Genomic DNA, 24489 nt, shown 5'->3' on the forward strand with positions numbered 1-24489 from the left:
TCAATGTATAAAGATAATCAATGCATAAAGATAGTGTTTCAATCAATGGCGAAAAAAAAGAACTGTGTCTGCACACAGCTCCTTCTTCTGAGAAATCCTTAGTTGTTTTCGTTCTCGCAGTTTTGATTTGCGATACCGCAGCTGGTCTTACAAGCAGATTGACAAGATGTTTGACACTCTCCACATCCGCCGTGCTCAACGCTCTTCTCTAAATCTCTGGTGCTTAAGGTAATAATGTGCTTCATTTCCTATCCCTCTTTCTCCTGAATGCTTTTTCAAGCAATTTATTTACTCCTGCATTTTACCTGTTACGCTAAAACTTTGTCAAGATTGGAAAGGGATTTTCTTTCCCTTTAGAGGAAAATATGGTAGTCTTAGAGGGACAAAAATGAATTTGCTTACCATAAAGGAGTGAGTCTATGGGATTGATAAAAGCAGGTAAAGAAGCGGGAATTTCCGTTTTAGCAGATCAGTGGAGAGAGTATTTCTATTGTTCTTCCTTAGACAATGATACCCTCATGACCAAGGGGCATAAGAGAATTGGACAAAACAGTTCCAATACTCGAGCTTCAGACAATATTATTTCCAACGGTGCTGTCATTGCCGTAAACGAAGGACAGTGTATGCTGATTGTGGAGCAGGGCGCCATCGTGGAGCTGTCTGCAGAGGCAGGAGAGTTTGTTTTCGATTCCTCCACGGAACCCAGTATTTTCTACGGCTCACTGGGTGAAAGCGTAGTAGAAAGCTTTAAGACCTTTATGAAGCGTTTGAGCTTCGGCGGAGACACGGCAAAGGATCAACGCATTTATTTCATTAATCTTAAGGATATTGTGGGCAATAAATACGGTACCGTAAACCCCATTCCTTTTAGAGCGGTGGATCCCAACATTAATCTGGACATAGAGATTTCCCTTCGCTGTCACGGAGAATATGCTTATAAGATTACGGACCCTGTACTCTTCTATAGGAATCTTGCGGGCAATGTAGAGGGAGATTATAAGAAGGAAGAGGTGGAGTCTCAGTTAAAGTCTGAACTTTTAACCAATTTACAGCCTGCTTTTTCCCGTATTTCCGAACAGGGAATCCGCTACCACAGCATTCTTAGCCATACGGATGATATTGCTCATGCTTTAAATGATATTCTTTCCAGTACCTGGGGAGGACATTACGGTATTAAGATTACCAGCTTCGGTATCAGCTCCATCAAGGCGCCGGAAGAAGATGAGAAGATGATTAAGGAAATGCAGAGAGATGCTGTTTTCCGTGATCCCAGCATGGCTGCGGCTTATCTTTCCAAGGCTCAGGGAGATGCTATGAAGCTTGCAGCAGGAAATACCGCTACAGGACCAATGATGGCCTTTGCGGGAATGAATATGGCAAATCAGACCGGTGGTTTCAATGCCTCCGAGCTTTTCTCCATGGGGGCTAAGCAGGGCAATGCGCAGGCGGGACAAAATACCGCTAATCAGGCAAATGCAGGAGCTCAGGGAAGCATCTTTGGACAGGTAAGTGTTCCTATGCAAGAAACTGCAAACGGTGCCGTACCGACTGCAGAAGCAGGCACAGCGGAGGATTGGACCTGCGCAAAATGCGGACATACCCATAATACCGGGAAGTTCTGCTCTGAATGTGGAGAGGCTAGAGCGGATAAATGGAATTGTCCGGAGTGCGGACATACCGGCAATGTAGGTAAATTCTGTCCGGAGTGTGGACATAAAAGATAAAATATAGACCGGACTGTGAAGAAGAAAGGGCAGAATAGAGACTTTCTTTTTCACAGTTTTTCTATATAGAAACAGCTATAGGGTAAAATTCTTGACTTATGTTCTTAAGGATGGAGGACGATATGGATAAAGAGTTACTGGGCTGGCTTTCTCCCAAGGGGGATTTCTTCCCTACAGACTGGGGAAAGCATTGTATGGAAGCGGAAAGAATTTTAATGAAATTAGGGCTTTATGAGGAATTTTCAAAACAAAGCCTATTCAATGCCGGAGATTTTTTAAGCGGAAGAGGCTATGTGCTTTTGCATAATCCCAGTAAGAAAAAACTGATGGCTACAGCTCTTTGTCCCCTTAGCAAGGCGCAAAGAAATTTTCTTTACGGATATTTTTTGGAGTTGGGGAAAAGTAAGGAAGCAAAATACTATCTGGAGGAGGCTTTCTAAACATTTTTATGAAAGCCTTTTAGATGGTTTTTTGTCTTTACGAATGAAAAAAAGAAGAGTATGATAGGCACTTAATCTTATGTGACTTAAAGGAGGAAGAAGCATGGCACTCGTAATTCCAAAGGACTATTCCCCAAGGCTCAGTGTTCGGGAAACCCAAGAGGCAATTAAATATATCAGAGATACTTTCCAAAAGGAGTTTGGAAAGGAGATGAATTTATCCAGAATTTCCGCTCCGCTTTTTGTGGAGAAGAGCTCCGGATTAAATGATAACTTAAACGGTGTGGAAAGACCGGTGTCCTTTGATGTGCCATGGAAAAAAGAGGAAGTGGTGGAGGTTGTCCAGTCTCTGGCAAAGTGGAAGAGGATTGCTTTAAAGCGTTATAATTTCCAAGTGGGAGAAGGCCTCTACACCAATATGAATGCCATTCGCCGAGATGAAGAATTGGATAATCTGCATAGCTGCTATGTAGACCAGTGGGACTGGGAAAGAGTCATCGGAAAAGACGAAAGAACGGAAGAGGTACTACAGAACACGGTAAGAGACATTTTTCGTATTATCAAGCATATGGAGCATCAGGTTTGGTATAAGTATCCGGATGCGGTGAAGAAGCTGCCGGAGGAGATTTACTTTATTGACTCTGAGGAACTGCTTAAAAGATATCCGAATCTCAGTCCGAAGGAAAGAGAAAATGCCATCACCAAAGAGCACGGCTGTGTATTTATTCAAAGAATCGGAGATAAGCTCAGTAACGGGGAACCCCATGACGGCAGAGCTCCGGACTATGATGATTGGAGCTTAAACGGAGACATCCTCTTCTGGTTTGAAACCTTAAATTGTGCTCTGGAGATTTCCTCCATGGGAATCCGCGTGGATGAGAAGGCTTTAGAGAGACAGCTCAAGCTATCCCATAATGAAGACAGGGCAAAGCTCCCTTACCATAAGATGCTTTTGGAAGGAAAGCTCCCCCAGACCATCGGAGGCGGAATCGGACAGAGCAGACTTTGTATGTTGCTTTTGGACCGCGCTCATGTGGGAGAAGTACAGGCATCCATCTGGCCGGAGGAGATGCGAAAGCTTTGCGAGGAGAATAATATTTTCCTTTTATAGTACGTTTGAAAATTATATATAAGAGAGTATAGAAATAGTAGAAGCGAAGACACTTTTTGTGTTTTCGCTTTTCTGCATTATAGCTCTAAAACAGGGGCACGCTCTCGCTAACTTCGGCACGTAGCTGTACTAAGCTAAAAGCTACACTTCGTTTGCTTTTCGCAAGTACAGACGGCCTCAGATTACCCCTGTTTCAGACTATAAATGCAGAAAAGCTGGTAAAATGCTCATCCACCGTTCGGAGCCGGTATCTTTTGTAAACAATAGCTTATTCACTTTATATATAAATTGATATTTGGCAAAGGTACTATAAAAGTCAAATATTTATTCCTGCCGCCTGCTTGGCTAAGAGGTCGGCTCTTTCATTAAAGTAATCCCCGCTATGGGCTTGAACCTTATGGAAAGAAATTATCAGCTTTTTTTGGAATTCCAGCATTTTTTCTCTATATTCTATAGTTTTTTCTTTGTTGCATTTCCATTCTCCCTTTGCCCAGGAGGCGATGCCTTGGTAATCGTGGAATATGGCGATGGAGGAGTAGCCTTTTTCCACAGCCAAGGAAGCTGCTTTTAAGGCTCCCAGGATTTCTCCGGAAACATTTCTCATGCTTTGGTAGCTTTCTTCCCGGCCTGAATCAAAGTATTCTTCTATAGTTCCATTCTTTTCAATGAAAACCACGCCGTATCCGTAGACTCCATTGTCTTTTTCAAAGCTTCCGTCCACATAGGCAATGCAGTCTGTCTTAGTGCTCTGAAAAAGCTCTTCTATGGCCGAAAGAGAACCGTCTTGTAAGGGGAGAAGAGTTGCCTTCCCTTTTTCTTTCCGGGAAGAAGGCGTTTTTGAACCAAAACTAATAGAGCTCATGTCGGAGCCGTATGGCTTTGAATTGCCGCTACCGTTCATATAGGCTTCTGCCTCTTCCCTTGTTTTCCACTTTTTGAATTTGGCACTGGGATAAGCCTTTACCTGTTTTTCGCATTCTGCCCAGCTACTGTATATTCCCGGATTTTTTCCGATTTTTACCGCGTAATAATAAGCCATGATAGACATTCCCTTTCTTCCTCTTTATACTGGTGGAGGAGAAAACATTGGATTTTCAAGATTATTTTTTCAAAGGAAAGCTGAGATATTGAAATTCTACTAGCTGAGATATAGAAATCCAACTAGCTGAGATATAGAAATCCAAACAGCAGATTTCCTTTGAATGCATAGTGAATATACACTAAAAGCTTTTAAAAAGTATATAGAGGAGTTGAAAATGGGAAAGAAAATAAAGGCAGTACTTTTTGATTTGGATGGAACTTTGGTCAATACCTTAGCCAGCCTAAAAAGAAATATGGATTTGACCATGGAGCATTTTTCTTTGGAGGGTGTCAGTCTGGAGGAAACCAAGAAGTTTGTGGGTGTGGGGACCAAGAAATTTGTGGAAAGATGCCTGGAAAAGAATGCGCAGATTTGGTATGAGAAGGCGGAAAAATGGGAAGCAAAGGATGAGGAGAAGGCCATGGACTTGGACCTTAAGGGGGATGAGGTCATGGAGCTTTATGAAGAGGCCTATGAATATTATCGCTCCATTTTTCCGGATAATTGTACCTATGAGGCGGAACCCTACCCCGGTATTCATGCCTGCCTGAAACGCTTGGAGGAAAAGGGGATTTTCAGAGTTTGTATTACCAATAAACCCAAGGAAGAGGCGTCCATTATTTTGGACAAGGTATTTGCTTCTGACAGCTTTACTCTGGTACTGGGAGATAATGGAAAGATTCCTTTAAAACCGAATCCGGATATGCTTCTTACGGTTTGCAAGGAACTGGGGATTTCTTCGGAGGAGGCTGTCATGGTGGGAGATACCAAGACGGACTTGGATGCGGCGAAAAATGCGGGTATGCTCAGCATTGGCTGTCTTTATGGATTTCGGGATAAAAAGGAGCTTGAGGAGCATGGGGCAAAGTACCTTGTGAAGGACGGAGAAGAGCTATGGCAGGTTTTGGAGGAGAATTTTTTGGAAAAATGATTTAATATTTCTAAAGAAAGTTAAGTATAGCTAACTTTATACCGCGGTTATATTGACAAGGTGGAAGATTATCGTAAAATAGCGCTTGTATCCATAGAAAAATGTATTCATCCCAAAGGAGGATTTTATGACAAAGATTGATATTATTTCAGGTTTTTTAGGAGCCGGAAAAACTACATTTATACAGAAATTACTTTCCGATGCTTTAAAGGGGGAAAATGTTGTTCTTATCGAGAATGAGTTCGGTGAGATTGGTGTGGACAGCGGCTTTTTAAAGAATGCGGGAATTGAAATTCGGGAAATGAACCAGGGCTGCATTTGTTGTTCTTTAGTGGGAGACTTTGAAAGCTCCTTAAAGGAAGTTATTGAACAGTACCATCCTGATCGTATTCTGATTGAGCCTTCCGGAGTTGGAAAGCTTTCCGATATTTTATCGGCTGTAAAGACCGTTTCCGAGAATCTGGATGTAAAGCTGGATGGAGCCGTAACCGTAGTGGACGCTACAAAGGCAAAGCTGTACAACAAGAATTTCGGTGAGTTTTTTGATGACCAGATTCGTTTTGCCACTTCCGTTGTACTGTCCAGAATGGATATTGCTTCCGGAGAGAAGGCTCAGGAGGCCGTAAATATTGTTCGTGGCATCAATCCTCATGCTAACCTGATTACCACAGCCCTTACGGAGTTAAGCGGAGAAAAGCTTCTGGAAATCATCGGGAAGGAAGAGAATCTGGAAGAGGAGCTTTTGGCAGAAGTAAAGGCGAAAGCCGCTCATCACCATGAGCATCATCATGACCACGAGCATCATCATGAACATCACCATGAGCACGGGGAGTCCTGTGGTTGCGGATGCCATGATGAGGAAGAGCATCATCACCATCACGAGCATGATGAGTCCTGCGGCTGTGGTTGCCATGATGAGGAACATGAGCATCATCACCATCATGAGCATGATGAGTCCTGCGGCTGTGGCTGCCATGATGAGGAACATGAGCATCATCACCATCATGAGCATGGAGAGTCCTGCGGTTGTGGATGTCATGATGAAGAAGAGCATGAGCATCATCATCACCATCATCATGAAGGCTGCGCTTGCGGTCATGACCATGATGCGGATGAAATTTTTGACAGCATCGGTTTGGAAGTATTTAAGAAGGTAGACAGAAATCATTTGGCAGAGATTTTAGAGGAAATGGCTGAAGGCTGTGCTTACGGCGGTATTGTCCGTGCAAAGGGTATGCTGGCTTGCACAGACGGCACTTGGGTAAACTTTGATTTGGTGCCGGAACAGGTGGAAATCCGTGAGGCCGGTCCTGAAAATATCGGAAAGTTCGTGGTCATCGGAACTGAGTTGAAAAAGGACAAGATTAAGGCTTTGTTTAACGACTAATTTTAAAATTTAAAAAAAGAATTCTCTGAAAAGGAACAGGTTTATTTTCCTTTTCGGAGAAGAAAGCATAGAACGGAAGGAGAGTAGAATGGGAGAACAGTGGGAAGCGGAGGGAGAAGGCATTCCTGTCTTTTTGATTAACGGATTTTTAGAGGTAGGAAAAAGCAGCTTCATTCAATTTACCATGGAGCAGGAATATTTTCAGACCGAGGGCAATACCCTCCTTCTTCTTTGTGAGGATGGGGAAGTGGAATATGACCCTATTAAGCTGGCAGCACATCATACAACGCCGGTGTATATGGAAAATATTACTGATTTTCAGGAAGATAAATTGCAGTCTCTGGCAAGACAGTATAAGGCGGAGAGAGTCTTAATCGAGTGGAACGGGATGTGGAACCAGGATGATTTATACGGCGGTCCCATGAGTGAAGAGGTACTGGCAAAACAGCAAAATCGTGAGCCGAAGTATCATGTGTCCATGCCGAAGAACTGGTTTTTATATCAGGTGATTACGATTTTAGACGGTTCCAGCCTAAAGATCTATCTTTCCAATATGCGTTCTTTCCTGGGGCAGATGCTTCGTCATGCGGAGCTGTGCATCGTGAATCGTTGCGATAATCTGTCCAATGAAGAATTAGTGGATTATCGTAGAAAGATTCGGGCAATGGGGCAGAATGCCATGATTTTACTGGAGGATAAAAATGGAGAAATTCCCCAGACCGCTCTTCCGGAAGACCTGCCCTACGATCTTGGACAGGATGCCATTACTTTAGCAGATGAAGATTATGGTACCTGGTTCTTGGACTGCATGGAGAACCCGGAGCGCTATCTGAATAAAGAAATCACATTTTCCGCGATGATTTTAAAACGAAAAAATATGCCGGAGAATGAATTTGTTCCGGGACGTATGGCGATGACCTGTTGTGCGGAGGATATGACCTTCCTGGGCTTTATCTGTAAGGGAGACAAGAAGTTAATTGCTCCCTTTTCAACAAGAGACTGGGCAAAGCTCACTGCAAAGGTGAAGCTGGAGAAACGGGAAGAATATCATGGTATAGGACCGGTTTTACATTTGGAAAAGATTGCCAGAACCGGAGAAATCAAGGAACCTGTGAATTTCTAACGATTTCTTATAGAAGGATAAACGATATTTTTTTAGAAATAAGTAAGAAAGCCTTGCGAAATTATATTATTTTTGTATACTAGGAGTGTTAATTTAACAAGGGCAGGATTTGTATGGATGCAAGATGCCCTACAACTTAAAGGAGGACTTACTATGTCATATTTACAGATCTTTGCACTATTAGGAGCATTTTTAATCCCGTTTATCTTGCTTTGGCTGATTTGCTACGGCTTGGAGGCTTACGCTCTTTATACCCTGGCTAAGAATAACGGTCAGGAGGATAAGGCAATTTTAGCCTTTATCCCCTACGTAAATCGTGGACTCTATGCTTATTTTGCAGGTGACCAGGAGATGTTCGGTAATCAGGTTCCCACGATTGCCAGTGCTGCAATCATGGGTGTGCTTCCCCTTCTTGGTGGATTTGTTGGCGGCGCCCTTTGGGGATTGGTTGGCATTATTTTTACCATCGTAGTGATTATTGTTTCTTTCTACAATTATAAAGCCGTATACGGAAAGATGAGCAGTGTTTCCGATTCTACTCTTTTCGGTGTTTTGGCTGCCGTAATTTCCCTTTGCCGTGTAATCTTCATTTTCCTTCACAGAAATGATATTCTGGTAGAGGACGGAGATATCGTAGAGTAATATTTCTTTTCAGCAAGCTATAGCAGTGTTATACCGGCTCCAAAAGTTAGACCCAAGAATCTAACCTTGGAAGCCGGTATTTTTATAAATATTTTTACAGCCAAAGTAGAGCCGGGGATATTGCTCCGGTATGATTTTTAGGAAAAAGTTTTATCCATCTACAGTGGTAGGGACGGGAGATAATATGAATCAGGTAGAAAGTATTGAAAATGAAATTCGGGTCTGGAGCTTCCAAAATTTTGGAAACGGCTTAGCTCTGGGGCTTACCCGTTTTATGGGGAAATTTTTATTGGCGCTGGCATTGTTTTTGATTGGTCGATTTATCATTAAAAAGCTGGGACATATTCTTCCGAAAACCCCTATTTCAGCTAAGATCGATCCTACGGTTCGGAATTTTTTCTTTCGAGCAATCGTACTTTGTCTGTATCTGATTTTAGGAATCAGCTGTGTCAGCATTCTGGGGGTTCCCATTGCTTCCGTCATCACTCTTTTGGCTTCTGCCGGTGTGGCGGTAGGTCTGGCCTTACAGGGCTCCCTATCTAACCTTGCGGGAGGCATTATGCTTTTGCTGTTTCGCCCCTTTAAGGTGGGGAATTATATCAAAAGCGGTACGGATGAAGGTACGGTGCAGGAGGTGAGTATCTTCTATACTGTTATTCTTTCTCCGGATAACAAGCGTATTTCCATCCCCAACGGCAGCCTGATGAATGCCAATATCATTAATTACAGTGCGGAGCGTTTCCGGAGAGTGGATTTGATTTACCAGCTTGGTCGGGATGAGGATGTAGAAAAGATTAAGGGATATTTGGAGGCTTGTATTCAGGACGATGAGCTGATCCGAAAATATCCTGAGCCCTTCGTAGGACTTACCGCGGTAGGAAGAGATTATTTGGAATTCAGTGTTCGTCTTTGGGTGGATACTCCATCTTACTGGACCCTGTATAACCGAATTAATGAGAAAGTTGCCATCAAATTCGCTAAAGAAAATGTGCTTTTGCCCAGCACGGCTATTAAAAACATACAAAATTGATTTTCTTTGCAATAAAATGCCCTCTCTATGCATTGTACTTATGAAAGGACGAAAAACATGATCAATGTGAGTATGCTGGTTGCGGATTTTCCCGGGCAGGAAGAAATAGCGGATGAACTGATTTTCTCCCTGGCAAAGGGAAACCGGGAAGCGCTAAAAATCATATATGAGAAAAGCATCAATGCATTGTATGCCTACGTTCTTTCATTAACGAAAAATAAGTATGACACAGAGGATGTTTTGCAGGAAACCTATGTAAGCATTGCAGAAAATGCAGCTTCCTATCATGGGGGAAATAAGGCGATGGCATGGATATTCCGAGTTGCCAAGAATTTCACCCTGATGCATTTCCGAAAAGAGAAGAACAAAGAAAGTATTCATGAAGTGGAAGAGGCGGTGGACGCCAAATATTCCTTTTCCTTCGTAGAAAATGCAGACCACAGAATGCTTTTGGAATCCGCCATGGAAATATTGGAGGAAGAAGAACGACAGATTCTATTTCTTCATGCCGTGGCAGGCTGGAAGAATCGGGAAATTGCGGAGTATTTAGGAAAAAACTTAAATACGGTTTTATCCAAATACCAGAGGAGCATTAAGAAGCTGCAGGAGCATTTAGGAAAGGATGAGTAAGATGAAGCAGGAAAATATGGAAAAAGAGCTTCAAGAGGCTGTTCAAAATCTTATCCCCAATGACTTATTTACTAGGATTACCGCAGAACTGGATTCCAAGGAAGAGGGTGCAAAGATGGAAAAAGTGCTGGTAAGTAGAATCGAAAATAAGCGTACAAGTCTAGGATTAAAAACAGTGATGCAGTTGGCAGCAGCTTGCGTAGCTTTGGTATTGATAGTTGGGGGAATCTTTTATTACAGAGGAAACTTAATGGTGGATAGCTTGGTGGATCTGGATGTGAATCCGGGAATTGAGCTTCTTACCAACCAAAAGAACCGCGTATTAGAAGCTTATGCAACCAACGGCGACGGTGATAAGGTTCTTTCCGGTATGGATTTACATAATGTGGATTTACAGGTGGCATTAAATGCTATCGTAGGTTCCATGGTGCAGCAAGGCTATATGACGAAGGACACCAAGGGCGTATTGGTAACCGTGCAGAATAAGGATCAGAAGAAGGCGGATACTCTTCGTAAGCTGGTGGTGAAAGAAATGGAGATAGCTTTGTCCACAGAGGATATGAATGCTGCAGTTTTTCATCAGGTGATTTCCACTCAGAATAACAATGCTTCCGCATTTGCCAGGAAAAATAACATTTCCTTAGGAAAGGCTGTGTTCGTACTGAACCTTGCCAATAAGGCCAGATCCTTAGATGCCAAAGAGCTGGCAAAGATGAAGATTTCCGAAATTGCAAAGCTGGTTGCTGATAAAAATATCGATATCCGTGATATTATTGAGTATGATTCCGATGACAGCCTCTGGGAAAATATTGCGGATGCCATTGAAGATATTAATGAGGGAGATGATGACTACATCGTAACAACAACGCAGCAGGGTACTACTCAGGCGGTTCAGGTTCAGCCTACAGAAACACAGGCTGTTGTAGCTCAGACACAGACACAGGCTCAGACACAGACACAGGCTCAGACTCAGGCACAGACTCAGACTCAGGCACAGACTCAGGCAGCTCCTCAGAGAATCAGTGCAGACAAGGCAAAGGCTATTGCCTTCGGTCATGCCGGGGTTTCTGCAGGACAAGTTAGAGAGCTTTCTGTTGAGTATGATGATGACGGTGTATATGAGATTGACTTTAAAGTAGGAAACATGGAGTACGATTACGAAATTGGTGCTGTAGATGGTTCCATCAGAAAAGCCAATGTAGAGCAGGATGACTAAATAGAGAAGCGTTTATTACAATTTAAATATCGAATACGATTTTCAGTATGGGTCTGAAATGAGGGGCAATTTGAGCTCGCCCTGATTTTCAGGCCCATTTGCATAAGTGATATTTTGATTTTTCTTCATCAAAATGTTTCTCTATCCCCCATTCTTTGCTATACTGTCTGAAGTACAAAAAAGGGCATATTTCCTTTTTTGCGAGACTTAGGAGGATTAGATGAAAGAGATGGGACAGAAGGAGTTTTCTGAAAAACTCGAATTAGCCAAGGGACTTGAGGAAAGTATTCTTCGTTTTTCCGATGAGCGAAACCAAGAGAATTTAAATAAAATTTTTGCTAGTATCGAAGAGTTAATTAACAACGGAGGAGGACTTCTTCTTGCGGCGGATCCTGCCGGAGAAAAGGACGGTCAGCAGCAGATTAACCTGAAGTTTTTAACAACCGAGGAAGGAAAAAGCTATGCCGCAGCTTTCACTAATGTGGAAGAGCAGAAGGCGGGGAACGAAGGACAGCAATCCTCCGCAGTTTTACTTCCTGTGGCGGAGCTGTTACAGATTGCGGCTAACCATCCCCATTCCGACGGTGTGGTAATCAATCCCTTCAGCAACAGCTTTATTCTTCTGAAAGAAGCCATCGTGGCTTTGCAAAATAAGATGCGTACCCAGAACGTGGAAGAGCGTTTAAAGGGAAGTGCCGGAATTTTTCAGGCGGTTGCAGCTTACCATGAGGAGCAGAAGAAGCTTCCTGAAGGAGAGGCTATGCCGGAAGACAAGAAGCGTGCCGGCATTGAGCGAGTATTACAGGGCTTTTTACAGGCCATGGAGCTTAATGCTCAGCTTTTGGTGGCTATCGTATCCACCGAGAAAAAAGAGGGAGAAATCGCAGATGGTCAGGTTCTTCTGAACCATTTAACAACACAGGATGGAAGAGACGCCATTGCGGTATTTACCTCCGGGGAACAAATCGAGAAGAATCCTGCAGAAACAGCGGCTATCGCCATGCCGGTGCAGGATGTGCTGAAGGCGGCTATCCACATTTCCGAATCCGGAAAGATGGACGGACTGATTATTAATCCCTGGTCTCAATCCTTCTTCTTAAGTCTGGACATGGTGAAGTGGCTTCTGGATGCCAAGATGCGAGGAGAAGAGAGAGCGAAGGAAAATGAAGAAAAGAGAGCCATGACCCAGGGGCTTTCCGAAACCATGTTGTACTCCGCTTTAATCGGTGGAAGCTTAGGAATTGCCAAGGAGAAAAATGCTCTTGGAGAAGCTCCTTATAGAGAGCAGGCCTTTAGCTATCGTCCTGCTATGGGATCCGTTCTTTTGGCAGAGTTCCACAGCCTGAATACCGAAAGAAAGCTTTCCTTCCCGGATATGCAGGAAAAGTTCTACGACTGGAAGTCTAAGGGAGTGTATGCCTTGGAAGGACAGGGGCAGGATGCCGTGGAAACTATGGATGCCAGCATTATGCGCTTTGCCACCGGTAAAGGACCTAAGGATTGCGGTGTGGATGCAGAGGATGATTCCTTCCTTTCCAGAATGCTGCCCTTTGCCATGATGCTTTGCAGACGTTTGCATCAGTTTAGTGACATGGACAGGGCAATGCTCCATGATGCAGTGCGATTAACAAACAATAATCCTAAGGCGATGCTGATGGGAGAGCTGTATGCCACCATGCTTCGTAATCTGGTTCTTCATTTAGGGGGAGAAAGCCTGGAAGAGCAGCTACAGGCTGCGGCCAACTATGTAGCTTTGTTCTACGAAGAGGAAGAGGCGGAGAATGAAGAAGAGAAGCGCCTGAACGAAGAGGCCAAGGAGCAGCATAGAGAGGATGTTAAGGACTATGATGCACTGGTTGCTTCCTTTGATATTCTAAAGCCCTTCTTGGATTTAAAGAGCCTGGAAGGAAAGAAGGCGGAGGAGCTGTCCGGAAAGGAAAGCTGCGAAGATACTCTTCTTTTAGCTACCTGGGTACTGCTTAACAGCAAGAGCTATCAGGAAGCAGTGGAATCTGCACTTTCCGTAAAGGGAAGTAAGAACCTTCCTGTAGTGGTTTCTACCCTTGCAGCAGCTTACTACGGCTTATCTGAGATTCCTAAGGACTGGGTGAACGCTTTAGCCGGAAAAGAGGAAGTTCGCGAAATCGCCATTGAGTGGCAGATGCGCTGGTTAGATTAAGGGGGGAATTTGTATCGAAATCAATTTTTCATACTTTATTTAACGCAATCAATTTTATTATACAAGTAAAGAATAATAAAAAAGCTCGGCTATCCAGTCGGGCTTTTTTATTAAACAAATATATTTCTTGCTTGAAAATAATGGACATGGTATTCTGTTTAAGAAAAAATATGGATTGGCATACTGAGGAAAGGAAAGATTAGTATGAGAAAATTGAGAACAGCTTTAGCGCTATTTTTGGTCATGTCTTGTATCCACTCTACCATTGTTCCTGCAGAAAATTTTTCTGGAGAAGCAGTGACTTTTGTAGAGACGGAAGCTGTAAATCAAGAAGCGGATTTACAAGAGGATTTACAGGAGGACACAGAAAAACTTGATTCTCAAGACGAGTATTTTTATGAAGAACAAGAGGTTTCAGGTATTTTGCTTAGTGTGAAGGCAGATCCGGGTGTATTCCCAAAGGATGCAAAGCTAAGAGTTAAAGTAGTTAATAAAGTAGAAGAGCAAAAGAAAGTTGAGACTGCAGTTGAGAGGATAGCGGAAGGAAATCTGAAGGATAGTATTATTTTAGATATTAGTATTTTAGATAAAGATGGTGTTGAAATTCAGCCGGATATGTCAAAAGGGGAAGTAATGGTTAATTTTTCACAGATACCCTTTTGGGCTCAGGCCGGAGAAGATAATATCTCTATTTTTCATTTAGATGAACTTGGTGCGGAAGCGGAAAAAATAGAAGATATTAGCTTAAACGAGGAAGAAAAATCCGTAGAAATCAGAGCCACGCATTTCTCCTTATTCATTATTTCTGCAACAAGCGGTTATGATACTAATAATTTTGGGCTTTATGCAGGAGAAGAGGGAAATATAGAGAAGATGTTTAGGAATGTCTTTTCAAGGGATCCTAAGATTCCTATCCTAAGAGTAAGGTCTGAGAATCCTGATATTGTCGAGGTCGGTAAGAATGCTAAAAATGAATTTGTTTTTAAAGCCTTAAAAGAGGGAAAGGCCAGAATATATGCAAGCAAAGAAATAGAAGATAGAATAGTGGAAAGGAAAGTGGAGGTACTTGTTCAGAAAGCCCTTACCAAAGGAAAGATCGGAGAGAATATAGAATTTGAAATCACCGGTTCAGGAAATAATCTGACTTTGAGCTTTAAAGGTTATGGCGCCATGGATGTAAATCACAGCCGCCTGTGGGAGACTTATAAAGATAAAATCAGTACCGTAATCATTGGAGAAGGAATTGAAACGTTTGGGGGGGAAGATGGCTGGACATTTTACGATATGAAAAATATTAGGCATGTGCAGCTACCCTCCACTTTGCAGGAAATTCCTAAGCGTGCTTTTGCTTTTTGTGATGAACTTGGGGATGTCAATATTCCGCCTTCCGTTAAAAAGATAGGGGAACGCGCATTTTTGAAACATGGAGACAGGAAGAATACTATTTACAATCATTCGAAAGTATTCATCGGAGATGAGGACTACAATAAATATATTACTACTGTGGTGCAGGATCCAAATCTTCAAAGCACAGAGGAGGTTACTCAAATTAGAGATTTTAAAGTATACACAATTCCTGAAATTGAAAAATGTTTTTTTGAGTTGGAGACTTCCGGTGATGAGCTTGATGGAAAATATTATTTATACATTACGGAAGAACCCAGAGAAATCACAGTAGAAGATTTTGTAGATAAGAACTATGCAGGTAAAGTATTTAATGCAAATTTGTCTTTAAGGGAAGTGGATATTCGGGATTCTAAAGATGGAAATATTAAAAAGAGATATTTTTACACTGACGGCTTTGCCTACAATTCTTTGAATGGAAAAATCAAACCGGGCCATACCTATTATTGTGGAATATTAAATCGAACTTATAAAAAATATATCCCTTGGGAAAGTATGGCTGTTTATCAAAAGAAGATACAAGTCGGTGAAGCAAATATACTTCCTCATGAAGATGGAGGATTTCGATGGTCGGCAAAAAAAGAGGGTGATACAAATGTAGTACGGATACAGGGGAATGGAAGACTGAAGGGAATTAAGCAAAATGGAGATCTATATGCTCATACAAAAATGTCCTTTTGTCTCAATGATGTTCATTTAGAATTGCAGGGAAATATTACCGCCTTGGATCCCCATTCCCTGGAAGGATTTAGAAATTTTACCGGAGATTTGCGATTGCCTGATTCTATAGAAGAAATTGGAGAAGAGGTATTTGCTGAGAAGAGTCTTGATAAGGAAAGACTAATATTTCCATCACGCTTAAAGGCAATCGGAAAAAAAGCTTTTAAATATTGTCATTTTCGTGGGGATATTACTTTACCGGAAGGTCTAAAAAGTATTGGGGAAGAGGCATTTGTAAATCGATTCGACTATGAGAATATAATAATCCCATCTTCGGTGCAATACATAGGAAATTCAGCTTTTTTTCGTTTGGATGATGATTGGCATGGAACAAAGAATACTATTACGAACTATTCGCCGGTAAGACTAACTGAGCGTTATATAAATCCGTATTTTACGGATGTTATTTGGAAAAATAGTTCGAATGATCCTTCGTCTGCTACCGGAGGAAACGTCGGCGCTAATACTTCCGGCAGTTCCGGAAGAACAGGAGCTACAATCGTCTTAGGCGGTACCGGCGGTTCAAGCAGCTCAGGTGGATCTGGCGGTTCAAGCAGCTCCGGCGCTTCGGGTGGAAAAGTCATTATCTCCGGAGGCAAGCCTAAGGTTTTAGGCGTGGATAGAGAAGTTCCTTCTATTGTGAATTGGCAGAGAAATGCAAAAGGCTGGTGGATTCTATATGCCGATGGAACTTATCCAAAGGCTCAGTGGTTATGGCTTAATCATTGCTGGTACTATTTTAACCAAGATGGCTATATGCTTATTGGCTGGCAGTTTATCAATAATTCCTGGTATTATTTTGAAGAAAATGAGGGAAGTGAACAAGGGAAAATGTGCATAGGTTGGAAGCAGATTAAAGAGGATTGGTATTATTTTACTGAAGAGGATGCTGCGAATATTGGAAAAATGTGCACTGCTTGGAAAGAAATCCGTAATAAATGGTATTTTTTCAATCCTGTCGAGGGTAAAGATAATGGAAAAATGCTGTCCAATACCATGGTAGATGGCTATACTTTAGCTGTGGATGGAGCATGGAAAACAGAAGTTCAAAGAGTAGTATAAAGTCCGTTTTCCATGCATGGAATCATATTATTTGCAAACGAGATATCACACGCTTTGTGAGCAATACCCGTTATGAACGAAAAAAGAGCAGAGTATGAAGAAAATCTTCTATTCTCTGCTCTTTTCTGTTTACGAATAATGCTGTAAATACGTTACTTATTTTTTATATAGGACAAGTTTAAAAAGTATGAGATTCAGATTATCTCAGGCCGCTTGATATAAGCTAATTAGATTCTTATGCAGTTAGCGCTTCCTCCGGTACCGGGTGGCTAGCGTTAAATTCCGTTACCAACTGATCGATAAAAGCATAAGTAGCGGGAGCTACAACCTGTAGCTGCTCGGGAGTATCCACATAAGCTTTAAAGCTTCCGGCAAAGTACTCTGTACTGTCGGATTTCTCATATTGGGTTACCAAACCGTTTTGATTGGCTTCCTGCTGATAGATTGCTACGAAATCCGCTTCCTCGGAACGAGAGCGTTTTCCTCTGGTAACATAGCGGAAGACCTGATTTCCATAACGCTTTTCTTGTAAAAGAATTTCTTCGTCTTTATATACTACATCATCGAAATAATGTCCGATTTCATGGGCAAGAGCGTAGGCTCCCAGTAAGTCCTGGTCGGATAGCATTATGTTTGCTTCCATTCCGTCCAAAGCGGTATACATGCCGATGACATTGTCTCGTCTTTGTTTACTGTTAAAAAAAGTAATACTGTTATGATTCAACTCATACTGTAAACGAATGGATGCAGGAATTCTGTTATAAACTTCAATAGCCGCATTGACCTGGGCATCATTCACTGCACCATCTCCCTGTTTTAAAGGGATTCCGGCAAAAACCGGAGAGCTTGCCAGAAGAGAACATAGGGTAAGAACTCCTAAGCCTTTTCTTCCGTAATTTTCTAAAGCCTTCAAAATCCTTCTTGAAAATGCCTTAGTTTGTGTAAAAAACTTTTGCATATTTGCTCCTTTCTCATGCAAATGGCTAAGAGTAGCTCTTAGACCCAGCTTATATATCGGCCTATTTATAAAATAAATTAGAAATCTCAAAGCTTGGAAAAATTCTTAAGAAAATACTGCGGATTTCTGCTTCTGTTCTGTGTTGTTCCATGTTTATTCTGTTTTCGTTCTATTCTTATTCAGGAAAATCCGGAAAAAATCTTGACGCTCGAGAAAAAATGGCTATACTGTGTATAAGACTTAACTTAAAGACACTGATAAATAAGTCTTAAATAAACAACGCAACAGTTCAACTGTCTAATAAAAAGAAGGAGGAACTTATTATGAGCGGAACGAAGAAGAAAAGCGGAGCACTGCTTGGAGCAGCCTTTCTGATGGCAACTTCAGCCATCGGACCGGGATTTTTAACCCAGACGGCAAAGTTTACCGGTGATTTTAAAGCCAGCTTTGCCTTTGTTATTTTAGCTTCGGTTATTTTGGCAGCGATTGCCCAGCTGAATATCTGGCGTGTGCTTTGCATCAGCGGAATGCGCGGGCAGGATGTGGGGAATCGTATTCTTCCGGGACTAGGCTACTTTGTTTCCTTCTTAATAGTTTTGGGCGGTTTGGTTTTTAATATCGGTAATGTTGGAGGAGGAGCCTTAGGCTTACAAACCACGTTAGGGATTCCCACTAAGGCGGGATATTTCTTGGCAGGCGGTTTGGCAATTCTGGTTTTCTTATCTAAAAATGCCAAGGGAATCATGGATTATTTGGTGAAAATTCTTGGGGCAATTATGATTCTTGTCATCTTCGTGGTGATCTTTATGGTAAAGCCTCCCATTGCCTCCGGCCTTAAAAACAGTATTCTTCCGGAAGCAAGCATCGTAAGTTTATTTCCTGCCATCCTTACTCTTTTGGGGGGGACGGTTGGAGGATATATTACCTTTGCAGGGGCGCACCGTTTGATTGATGCCGGCGTTACCGGAGAAGATAAATTGAAAGATATTAATTATTCCGCAGTTATGGGAATGTTTGTTGCCGCCTTGGTTCGCGTCCTTTTATTCTTTGCCGTATTGGGTGTTGTGGCGAAGGGTGCCAGCTTGGATGCGAAAAACCCGGCAGCGGATGCCTTTCTTCAGGGAGCCGGCGTAATAGGACAGAGAATTTCCGGTTTGGTGCTCTGTTGTGCGGCAATTACCTCTATCGTTGGTGCGGCATACACCTCTGTCAGCTTCTTAAAGACATTGTTTCCTGCAGTGGCTAAGAGAGAAAATCTTTTTATCATTGGATTTATCCTCCTTTCCACCTTGGTAATGGCAGGCCTTGGAAGTCCTGCAAAGCTTCTGGTTTTAGCAGGTTCTTTGAACGGTTTAATCTTACCGGTAAGCTTAGGGATTTGTCTTGTGGCTTCTCAGAATAAGAAGATTATGGGAGAAAATTATAAGCATCCGAAAATTCTGCTTTTCTTGGGGATTGTCGTGGTAGTATTATCGGCTTATGTGGGATTAACTTCCTTGACAAAGTTATCCACTCTCTTTACCGCATAAAATCTATGTATGAAAGCTTAGAGCATATAGATTTTTAAAGAACGGGATTTTTAAACAGAGATTGTTTTCGGAGAAAGGAAAACTATGGAAAAGATACGAGTGCTTACTGCAGGAGACTCTGCTTTACTGATTCAGTTTGAGCAAAGAATCGGAGAGGATGTAAATCGCAGAATCAGCGCTACCGTAAAGTTATTGAAAATGCAACAAATCGAAGGGATTGTGGATATGATTCCCGCCTACGCCTCCCTGCTGGTGCAGTATAACCCCTTGGTGATTCGCTATGAGGAAATTTACAAGAGGGTTTCCGCTATTGTGAAGATGGATACCAAGGTAGAAAGCATGGAGAAGAAGGTTTGGGAGATTCCCGTCTTATACGGAGGAGAGCTGGGACCGGACTTTTCCTATGTGGCGGAGCATGCCGGAATCAGCGGAGAAGAACTGATACGCCTCCATAGTGAGAAGGATTACCTGGTGTATATGCTGGGCTTTTTACCGGGCTTTACTTACCTTGGCGGTCTGGAGGAAAAGCTTCATACTCCCAGGCTGGAAAACCCCAGAGTGAAGATTCCGGCAGGTTCTGTAGGAATCGGAGGTTCTCAGACCGGTGTTTATCCTGTGGACTCTCCGGGAGGCTGGCAGTTAATCGGAAGAACGCCGGTGAAGATGTACGACCCGGAAAAGCAGGATCCTATCTTGGTACAGGCCGGAGAATATATCCATTTTTATCCGATTACAGACGCTGAATATGCAAGGATTTCCGAGGCGGTAGCATCAGGAAACTATAGCGTACAGTGGCATAAGGAGGGCTGATATGGGATTTCGAGTTATTAAGGGAGGCCTTCTTACTACGGTTCAGGACTTAGGCCGTACAGGCTATCAGTCTCAGGGTTTTAATGTGAACGGTGTCATGGATAGAAGAGCCTTTCGTATCGCAAACCTGCTTTTGGATAATCCGGAAAATGAGGCAGTGCTGGAATGTACCCTGATTGGCCCTACCTTAGAGTTTACCGCCCCCATGATTATCTCCATTACAGGAGGAGACTTTCGACCGGAGTTAAATGATGAAGCAATTCCCATGTATACTGCCATTTATGTGGCTAAGGGGGATGTATTGAAAGTAGGATCTGCAAGAACCGGACGGACCTGCTATATTGCCTTTTCCAACTACTTAAAGGTTCCGGTGATTATGGGCTCCCGGTCTACCAATTTAAAAAGTCAGATTGGCGGCTTTAAGGGAAGAAAATTAGAGGATGGGGATTATCTGGATACCAGAATTAATCGAAGAATTTATCTTCCCAGCTTTCTTTCCAGAACCCTCCCCTTAAAGGAGTATGAAGAAAGTAAAGTGAAGATTCGGGTAGTTCCCGGACCGGAGGAAGAGGTATTTTCCAAAAGAGGAATTAAGAGCTTCTATGAAAGCGAATATACAGTGGGAAGCGAATTTGACCGTATGGGACTTCGTTTGGATGGGGCATATATTGAAAGTAAGAAGGGCTCCGACATTATTTCCGACGGAATTGCCCTAGGCTCTATTCAAGTTCCTTCCCACGGAAAGCCCATTGTCCTTCTGGCAGACCGGCAAACCACCGGAGGTTATGGAAAAATAGCTACGGTAGCTACGGTAGATTTGCCAAAGCTTGTACAAAGAAGGATGGATGATAAGATTCATTTTGAAAAGATTACGGTACAGGAGGCACAAAAGTTGCTCCGGGAAGAGGAAAAGGAGCTACAGGAAATGCGAAAGCTGATTCATAAGCCCTGTAAGGAAGTCTTAGATTGTCGTTTGGCGGCAAAACGCTTATCCAAGTTATTTGAGAAGTAGGAGAGGAGAAAGAATGGATTTAGAAAAGGTAGAGGGTTTGGTAAGAATTTTGGAGAATTCCTCCTTAAATACCATGTCCATTAAAGATGGAGATTTTAAGATTGTTATGAGTAAATTAGATCATCCTCCCGTGCTTGCTCAGGGAGGAGCATCTCAGCTTGTCTATGAGAGTCCGGCTACGGAAAAGCAGGAGAATTCTGAAGAGGAGAATGAGGTGCATATCACCAGTCCTATCGTGGGAACTTTTTATTCCGCATCCGGACCGGATATTCCTGCCTTCGTTACGGTGGGAGACACTGTCAAAGCGGGGGATACGGTTTGTATTCTGGAAGCTATGAAAATGATGAATGAAATCACGGCGGATTTTGACTGCGAAATCGAGGCGGTGCTGGTTTCCAATGAGCAGAAGGTGGAGTATGGGCAGCCTTTGTTCCGCGTGCGTAAGCTGTAAAGGAGGCGGAAGTGTTTAAGCGAGTCTTAGTAGCCAATCGAGGAGAGATTGCCGTTCGGGTAATTCGAGCTCTTCGGGGCATGGGCATCCCCTCCGTGGCGGTGTATTCCAAAGAAGACCAGGACAGCCTTCACGGACGACTGGCGGAGGAAAGGGTCTGTATCGGAGAGGGATCTTCCCGAAATTCCTATTTAAATATGGATACTTTGATTACCGTAGCCAAGAATACGGGCTGTGATGCTATTCATCCCGGCTATGGTTTCCTGTCGGAAAATGCTCAGTTTGCCGAAAAATGTAGGGAAAACGACATTTGCTTTATCGGCCCAAGTCCGGAAGTGATAGACGGCATGGGGAATAAATCCCAGGCCAGAGCAAAGATGCGGGAAGCCGGCGTGCCGGTGGTACCCGGTTCTTTAAAGGCTCTTTATGATGTGAAGGAGGCTTTAGAGGAGGCTAAGTCCATGGGCTTTCCGGTGATGATAAAGGCCAGTTCCGGCGGTGGCGGTAAGGGGATGCGGGAGTGCTTTTCCGAGGGAGATTTTGAAAATGAATTTCTCACCGCCCAAAGAGAATCCGCCAATGCCTTTTCCGATGATGCCATGTATTTGGAAAAGCTGATTTTGGAGCCCCGTCATGTGGAAGTACAGATTATGGGAGACAGCTTCGGAAACGTGATTGCTCTTGGGGAAAGAGACTGTTCCATCCAGAGAAATCACCAAAAGCTGGTGGAGGAATCCCCTTCCCCCATTGTGACAGCGGAAAGTCGAAAAGCCATGATGGAGGCTGCGGTAAATGCGGCCAAGGCAGTGTCCTACGTGGGAGCCGGCACCATAGAATTTATCGTGGATCAGGAAGGCAAGTTCTATTTTATGGAAATGAATACCCGTATTCAGGTGGAACACGGGGTAACGGAACTGGTAACGGATACGGATCTTGTGATAGAGCAGATTCGGGTCTGTGCGGGAGAGCCTCTTAGCATGAAGCAGGAGGAAGTTCTTCTACGGGGACATGCCATAGAGTGTAGAATCAATGCGGAAATTCCGGAGAAGAATTTTATGCCAAGTCCCGGAACCATTACGGCCTTGCATTTACCGGGAGGAAACGGGGTGCGAGTGGATACAGCCATTTATACCGGCTACAAGATTCCTATGGAATACGATTCCATGATTGCCAAGGTCTTGGTGCATGGAAAAGATAGGCAAGAGGCTATCCGGAAAATGAAGGGAGCCTTGGAAGAGATGCTGGTGCTGGGGGTGGAAACCAACCTGGATTTCCAATATAAAATCATGCAGTCTGAGGCATTTGTGGAAGGAAAGGTAGATACCGGCTTTATTGAGCGCTTTACCTTAGGAGGAAAATAAGCATGAAGGTTGATTTAAATGCAGATGTGGGAGAGAGCTTCGGGCGCTATACCTTGGGAATGGATGACCACTTGATTCCCCTTCTCAGCTCTGCCAATATTGCCTGTGGCTACCATGCAGGAGACCCTTTGGTGATGGAGAAAACCGTGGAACTGTGTAAAAATGCGGGAGTTGCCTTAGGGGTACATCCCGGGTTTCCGGACTTGCAGGGCTTTGGCAGAAGAAATATGGACTGTACGCCTAAGGAATTAAAGACCATGCTGCTCTACCAAATGGGAGCCTTGGAAGCCTTTTTGCACAAGGATGGTTTGAAGCTTCAGCATGTAAAGCCCCATGGCGCCCTTTATAACATGGCCGCAAAGGAGGAAGAACTGGCTAAGGCCATTTGCGATGCGGTAAAGGAATATGATTCTTCCTTGGTAATTCTGGCACAGGCCTCCGGTAAGCTCTACCAATTGGCGGAAAAGATGGGAATTCCTGTAAAGGCTGAGGTTTTTATGGACAGAGCCTATGAGGAGGACGGTTCCTTGGTGAATCGAAGAAAACCGGGAGCCATGATTACCGACGAAGAGGAAGCTATTGAACGGGTGCTTTCCATGGTACTGGAGAAGAAGGTCAGAGCCATCACAGGAAAGGAAATCCCTATCCAGGCGGATTCCATCTGCGTCCACGGAGACGGGGAGAAGGCCCTGCTCTTTGTAGAAAAGCTCAGAAAGACTCTTGAAAAAGAAGGGGTGACAATAGAAGCTTTTGGTAAACATTTTTAGGGAAAATTTTTTATAAAAAAGGAAAATATCTTTATAAAACTTGAAGGGACTGTGAAAGTCAAATCAATTTATAGCCTTCATGCAGTATAGGTCCGGAATAGGGGCAATCTGAGCCCGTCAGTACTTAGTGAAAGCAAGCAGAGCGAAGCTTGAACTTAGTACTGTTACGAGGCGAAGTTAGCGAGAGCGTGCCCCGAGCCCGGACCTATACTGTATAGAAGGCTGATTTTTGATATTAATTTCTTCAGCTTTTATGAAAATTTTCTGTATTTCATTGACAGGGAAAATAATAATAGTAAAATATGAAAATGGTTTCCGTTTTCATGCTTTTTGTATTCATTTTTTGGAATGAATTTTTAGAGTTCTGAGGCTTGAAAAGGAAATCTTAACAGGAAAGCTTCTCTATGGTCAGGAAAACAGGGGAGCAAAGAGCAGGGTTGAGATAGATTTTGTAGGGGAGCGGATATGGAAAAAGGGAAGTACAAAACCCAGCATAAAGAGGAATTGCAGAAATATCTATCCAATTTAGAGGGAGAACATTTCACGGTAGCGGACTTAGTGATTCATTTCCGTGAAGAGGGAAGGCCCATCGGAACCACCACTATTTACAGGCAGTTGGAACGGCTTTGCGAGGAAGGTCTGGTGAATAAGTACCTGATCGATCAAAATAGTCCGGCCTGCTTTGAATATGTGGGGGAGAGGAAGGAAGCTTTCAAGGAACATCTTTTTTTCCATTGTAAATGTAGCCGTTGTGGAGCCTTGATTCATCTGCATTGTCATGAACTGGACTTTATGATGGAGCATCTTCTTGTGCATCATGGCTTTCATTGGAATCCGAAAAGGACGGTTTTCTACGGTTTGTGTGAAAACTGTGCCCGGGAAGAGGAAAATAGGCCTTAAAGTTATTTATCTAGAAAGGAG

The 24489-nt window shown here is 43.1% G+C and carries 22 protein-coding genes; 19 read left to right on the forward strand and 3 right to left on the reverse strand.

The annotated features are described in order from the left end of the window. Positions 1-98: 98 nt before the first annotated feature. Positions 99-245: a six-cysteine ranthipeptide SCIFF gene (gene scfA, locus HNQ46_RS01220; RefSeq protein WP_007155875.1), complete on the reverse strand. Its 147-nt coding sequence runs from the start codon at positions 243-245 to the stop codon at positions 99-101. Positions 246-419: 174 nt separating this feature from the next. Here scfA and HNQ46_RS01225 point away from each other — a divergent pair, with 174 nt between their 5' ends. The 3 genes from HNQ46_RS01225 (at position 420) to asnA (ending at position 3275) form a co-directional block, all read left to right on the forward strand. Beyond that, positions 420-1724, forward strand: coding sequence for an SPFH domain-containing protein (locus HNQ46_RS01225; RefSeq protein WP_183681901.1), 1305 nt, complete (start codon positions 420-422; stop codon positions 1722-1724). 122 nt (positions 1725-1846) lie between these two features. Beyond that, the gene (locus HNQ46_RS01230; RefSeq protein ID WP_243155796.1) at positions 1847-2164 is read left to right on the forward strand and encodes a hypothetical protein; all 318 of its coding nucleotides are present in this window, start codon (positions 1847-1849) and stop codon (positions 2162-2164) included. Positions 2165-2267: 103 nt separating this feature from the next. Then, entirely contained in the window at positions 2268-3275 is a 1008-nt protein-coding gene (gene asnA / locus HNQ46_RS01235) for an aspartate--ammonia ligase (RefSeq protein WP_183681904.1), read from the forward strand. A 316-nt stretch (positions 3276-3591) separates the two neighbouring features. Here the strand turns inward: asnA and HNQ46_RS01240 are convergent, their stop codons facing one another. Beyond that, a complete protein-coding gene (locus HNQ46_RS01240) occupies positions 3592-4323 on the reverse strand; it encodes a ribonuclease H1 domain-containing protein (RefSeq protein ID WP_183681907.1) in 732 nt (243 codons plus the stop codon). Positions 4324-4531: 208 nt separating this feature from the next. On the opposite strand from HNQ46_RS01240, the gene HNQ46_RS01245 reads away from it, so the two are divergent. The 9 genes from HNQ46_RS01245 (at position 4532) to HNQ46_RS01285 (ending at position 16680) form a co-directional block, all read left to right on the forward strand. Further along, complete coding sequence (locus HNQ46_RS01245) at positions 4532-5287, forward strand: HAD family hydrolase (protein WP_183681910.1); 756 nt, start codon at positions 4532-4534, stop codon at positions 5285-5287. A 127-nt stretch (positions 5288-5414) separates the two neighbouring features. Beyond that, the gene (locus tag HNQ46_RS01250; protein ID WP_183681913.1) at positions 5415-6674 is read left to right on the forward strand and encodes a CobW family GTP-binding protein; all 1260 of its coding nucleotides are present in this window, start codon (positions 5415-5417) and stop codon (positions 6672-6674) included. An 88-nt stretch (positions 6675-6762) separates the two neighbouring features. Next, entirely contained in the window at positions 6763-7797 is a 1035-nt protein-coding gene (locus tag HNQ46_RS01255) for a TIGR03943 family putative permease subunit (protein ID WP_183681916.1), read from the forward strand. 153 nt (positions 7798-7950) lie between these two features. Continuing rightward, positions 7951-8439, forward strand: coding sequence for a hypothetical protein (locus HNQ46_RS01260; RefSeq protein ID WP_183681919.1), 489 nt, complete (start codon positions 7951-7953; stop codon positions 8437-8439). Positions 8440-8623: 184 nt separating this feature from the next. Then, on the forward strand, positions 8624-9469 hold the full coding sequence (locus HNQ46_RS01265; protein ID WP_183681922.1) for a mechanosensitive ion channel family protein: 846 nt from the start codon (positions 8624-8626) through the stop codon (positions 9467-9469). Positions 9470-9526: 57 nt separating this feature from the next. Next, a complete protein-coding gene (locus HNQ46_RS01270) occupies positions 9527-10099 on the forward strand; it encodes an RNA polymerase sigma factor (protein ID WP_183681927.1) in 573 nt (190 codons plus the stop codon). Beyond that, positions 10092-11315, forward strand: coding sequence for a PepSY domain-containing protein (locus HNQ46_RS01275; RefSeq protein WP_243155797.1), 1224 nt, complete (start codon positions 10092-10094; stop codon positions 11313-11315). The genes HNQ46_RS01270 and HNQ46_RS01275 overlap by 8 nt, the downstream gene beginning before the upstream one ends. 220 nt (positions 11316-11535) lie before the next feature. Next, entirely contained in the window at positions 11536-13494 is a 1959-nt protein-coding gene (locus tag HNQ46_RS01280; RefSeq protein ID WP_243155798.1) for an SseB family protein, read from the forward strand. Positions 13495-13698: 204 nt separating this feature from the next. Next, positions 13699-16680, forward strand: a complete 2982-nt coding sequence (locus tag HNQ46_RS01285) for a leucine-rich repeat protein (protein ID WP_183681930.1) — start codon at positions 13699-13701, stop codon at positions 16678-16680. Positions 16681-16915: 235 nt separating this feature from the next. On the opposite strand, the gene HNQ46_RS01290 is transcribed toward HNQ46_RS01285, so the two are convergent. Then, positions 16916-17638: an anthrax toxin lethal factor-related metalloendopeptidase gene (locus tag HNQ46_RS01290; protein WP_183681933.1), complete on the reverse strand. Its 723-nt coding sequence runs from the start codon at positions 17636-17638 to the stop codon at positions 16916-16918. Between the two features lie 323 nt (positions 17639-17961). On the opposite strand from HNQ46_RS01290, the gene HNQ46_RS01295 reads away from it, so the two are divergent. From HNQ46_RS01295 to HNQ46_RS01325, 7 genes are all read left to right on the forward strand, one after another. Then, positions 17962-19167, forward strand: coding sequence for an NRAMP family divalent metal transporter (locus HNQ46_RS01295; protein WP_183681936.1), 1206 nt, complete (start codon positions 17962-17964; stop codon positions 19165-19167). Positions 19168-19251: 84 nt separating this feature from the next. Further along, complete coding sequence (pxpB, locus tag HNQ46_RS01300; protein ID WP_183681939.1) at positions 19252-19977, forward strand: 5-oxoprolinase subunit PxpB; 726 nt, start codon at positions 19252-19254, stop codon at positions 19975-19977. A 1-nt stretch (position 19978) separates the two neighbouring features. Continuing rightward, positions 19979-20989: a 5-oxoprolinase subunit C family protein gene (locus HNQ46_RS01305; RefSeq protein WP_183681942.1), complete on the forward strand. Its 1011-nt coding sequence runs from the start codon at positions 19979-19981 to the stop codon at positions 20987-20989. Between the two features lie 13 nt (positions 20990-21002). Then, the gene (gene accB / locus HNQ46_RS01310; protein WP_007155895.1) at positions 21003-21440 is read left to right on the forward strand and encodes an acetyl-CoA carboxylase biotin carboxyl carrier protein; all 438 of its coding nucleotides are present in this window, start codon (positions 21003-21005) and stop codon (positions 21438-21440) included. Positions 21441-21451: 11 nt separating this feature from the next. Beyond that, positions 21452-22801, forward strand: a complete 1350-nt coding sequence (accC, locus tag HNQ46_RS01315; RefSeq protein WP_183681945.1) for an acetyl-CoA carboxylase biotin carboxylase subunit — start codon at positions 21452-21454, stop codon at positions 22799-22801. Between the two features lie 2 nt (positions 22802-22803). Beyond that, positions 22804-23568, forward strand: coding sequence for a LamB/YcsF family protein (locus HNQ46_RS01320; RefSeq protein WP_183681948.1), 765 nt, complete (start codon positions 22804-22806; stop codon positions 23566-23568). 465 nt (positions 23569-24033) lie between these two features. Then, the gene (locus HNQ46_RS01325) at positions 24034-24468 is read left to right on the forward strand and encodes a Fur family transcriptional regulator (protein ID WP_183681951.1); all 435 of its coding nucleotides are present in this window, start codon (positions 24034-24036) and stop codon (positions 24466-24468) included. Positions 24469-24489 lie beyond the last annotated feature (21 nt).

This window comes from Oribacterium sinus, from assembly GCF_014202695.1.
GTDB lineage: Bacteria > Bacillota > Clostridia > Lachnospirales > Lachnospiraceae > Oribacterium > Oribacterium sinus.

What these genes read in the sequence shown, in the direction of transcription:
- HNQ46_RS01270 (WP_183681927.1), top strand. Translation starts at nt 9,527, where the DNA reads ATGATCAATGTGAGTATGCTGGTTGCGGATTTTCCCGGGCAGGAAGAA.
- HNQ46_RS01320 (WP_183681948.1), top strand. Translation starts at nt 22,804, where the DNA reads ATGAAGGTTGATTTAAATGCAGATGTGGGAGAGAGCTTCGGGCGCTAT.
- HNQ46_RS01275 (WP_243155797.1), top strand. Translation starts at nt 10,092, where the DNA reads ATGAGTAAGATGAAGCAGGAAAATATGGAAAAAGAGCTTCAAGAGGCT.
- HNQ46_RS01230 (WP_243155796.1), top strand. Translation starts at nt 1,847, where the DNA reads ATGGATAAAGAGTTACTGGGCTGGCTTTCTCCCAAGGGGGATTTCTTC.
- HNQ46_RS01285 (WP_183681930.1), top strand. Translation starts at nt 13,699, where the DNA reads ATGAGAAAATTGAGAACAGCTTTAGCGCTATTTTTGGTCATGTCTTGT.
- HNQ46_RS01295 (WP_183681936.1), top strand. Translation starts at nt 17,962, where the DNA reads ATGAGCGGAACGAAGAAGAAAAGCGGAGCACTGCTTGGAGCAGCCTTT.
- asnA (WP_183681904.1), top strand. Translation starts at nt 2,268, where the DNA reads ATGGCACTCGTAATTCCAAAGGACTATTCCCCAAGGCTCAGTGTTCGG.
- pxpB (WP_183681939.1), top strand. Translation starts at nt 19,252, where the DNA reads ATGGAAAAGATACGAGTGCTTACTGCAGGAGACTCTGCTTTACTGATT.
- scfA (WP_007155875.1), bottom strand. Translation starts at nt 245, where the DNA reads ATGAAGCACATTATTACCTTAAGCACCAGAGATTTAGAGAAGAGCGTT.
- HNQ46_RS01255 (WP_183681916.1), top strand. Translation starts at nt 6,763, where the DNA reads ATGGGAGAACAGTGGGAAGCGGAGGGAGAAGGCATTCCTGTCTTTTTG.
- HNQ46_RS01225 (WP_183681901.1), top strand. Translation starts at nt 420, where the DNA reads ATGGGATTGATAAAAGCAGGTAAAGAAGCGGGAATTTCCGTTTTAGCA.
- HNQ46_RS01290 (WP_183681933.1), bottom strand. Translation starts at nt 17,638, where the DNA reads ATGCAAAAGTTTTTTACACAAACTAAGGCATTTTCAAGAAGGATTTTG.
- HNQ46_RS01240 (WP_183681907.1), bottom strand. Translation starts at nt 4,323, where the DNA reads ATGTCTATCATGGCTTATTATTACGCGGTAAAAATCGGAAAAAATCCG.
- accB (WP_007155895.1), top strand. Translation starts at nt 21,003, where the DNA reads ATGGATTTAGAAAAGGTAGAGGGTTTGGTAAGAATTTTGGAGAATTCC.
- HNQ46_RS01250 (WP_183681913.1), top strand. Translation starts at nt 5,415, where the DNA reads ATGACAAAGATTGATATTATTTCAGGTTTTTTAGGAGCCGGAAAAACT.
- HNQ46_RS01265 (WP_183681922.1), top strand. Translation starts at nt 8,624, where the DNA reads ATGAATCAGGTAGAAAGTATTGAAAATGAAATTCGGGTCTGGAGCTTC.
- HNQ46_RS01305 (WP_183681942.1), top strand. Translation starts at nt 19,979, where the DNA reads ATGGGATTTCGAGTTATTAAGGGAGGCCTTCTTACTACGGTTCAGGAC.
- HNQ46_RS01245 (WP_183681910.1), top strand. Translation starts at nt 4,532, where the DNA reads ATGGGAAAGAAAATAAAGGCAGTACTTTTTGATTTGGATGGAACTTTG.
- HNQ46_RS01325 (WP_183681951.1), top strand. Translation starts at nt 24,034, where the DNA reads ATGGAAAAAGGGAAGTACAAAACCCAGCATAAAGAGGAATTGCAGAAA.
- HNQ46_RS01260 (WP_183681919.1), top strand. Translation starts at nt 7,951, where the DNA reads ATGTCATATTTACAGATCTTTGCACTATTAGGAGCATTTTTAATCCCG.
- HNQ46_RS01280 (WP_243155798.1), top strand. Translation starts at nt 11,536, where the DNA reads ATGAAAGAGATGGGACAGAAGGAGTTTTCTGAAAAACTCGAATTAGCC.